Origin of the sequence: Streptomyces cavernae (assembly GCF_004023625.1) — a bacterium.
Taxonomy (GTDB): Bacteria; Actinomycetota; Actinomycetes; order Streptomycetales; family Streptomycetaceae; genus Streptomyces; species Streptomyces cavernae.
Genome location: NZ_RPDJ01000125.1, coordinates 1 through 1246 on the forward strand (window position 1 = coordinate 1; position 1246 = coordinate 1246).

1 protein-coding gene is annotated in these 1246 nt (G+C 74.1%); it reads left to right on the forward strand.

Annotated elements, in window-relative coordinates:
• A partial coding sequence (locus tag EF387_RS46440) for a type I polyketide synthase (protein ID WP_128382584.1) occupies nt 1-1246 on the forward strand: 1246 nt, incomplete at both ends.

Sequence of the window (1246 nt, forward strand, 5' to 3'; positions counted from 1 at the left end):
TCGTCCGGTGCGGCGACCTGGGGCGGTGCCTCGCAGGGCGCGTACGCGGTGGGCAACGCGTACCTGGACGCGCTGGCCGTGGACCGCCGCGGGCGCGGCCTGCCCGCCACGTCCCTCGCCTGGGGCGCCTGGCGGGACAGCGGCATGGCCGACGAGGAGTCCGCCCGCCTGATCACCCGCGTCGGACTCCGGCTGATGGACCCGGCCCCCGCTGTCCAGGCGCTGGCCGAGGCCGTCGGCGCCGGTGAACCGACCCTCACCGTCGCCGACATCGACTGGCCCCGCTTCGGCGCCAACTACACCATCGCGCGCCGCCGCCCCCTCATCGAGGACATCCCCGAGGCGACAGCGGCGGTGCGCCCGGACGGCGACGGTGACGCGGTGCTGCGCGCCCGCCTGGCGGCGATGACCGCGGCCCAGCGGCTCACCCACCTGACCGGGCTCGTCCGGACCGAGGCGGCCACCGTGCAGCGGCACAGCGGCGCGGACCGGATCGCCGTCGACAAGTCGTTCCAGGAACAGGGCTTCGACTCACTCACCTCGGTCGAACTGCGCGACCGGCTCGCCGCGCTCACCGGCATGCCGCTGCCGGCCTCCCTGCTCTTCGACCACCCGAGCGTGCGCGACGTGGCCGCCGAACTGGACGCCCGCCTGGGCGGCGCGACCGACGCCGCCGAACCGGTACCCGTGGTCGGCATCGCCGACGATCCCGTCGTCATCGTCGGCATGGCCTGCCGCCTCCCCGGCGGCGTCGAGCAGCCCGACGACCTGTGGCGCCTGCTTACCGAACACCGCGACGCGATCGCCCCCGTCCCCGCCGACCGCGGCTGGACCCACGACGGCACCCCCTTCGACGGCAAGGGCGGATTCCTCACCGGCGCCGGATCGTTCGACGCCGCCTTCTTCGGGGTGTCGCCGCGTGAGGCCATGTCGATGGACCCGCAGCAGCGGGTACTGCTGGAGTCGTCGTGGGAAGCCCTCGAACGGGCCGGCATGGACCCCACCTCACTGCGCGGCAGCCGGACGGGTGTGTTCGTCGGCGGCTCCGTGCAGGAGTACGCGACGCTGCTCGCCAACTCCGAGGAGAGCGGGAGCGGTTACGGCCTCACCGGCGCGTCCGGCAGTGTGCTGTCGGGTCGGGTGGCGTATGTGCTGGGTCTGGAGGGTCCGGCGGTGACGGTGGACACGGCGTGTTCGTCGTCGCTGGTGGCGTTGCATCTGGCTGCTCAGGCGTTGCGTGCGGGTG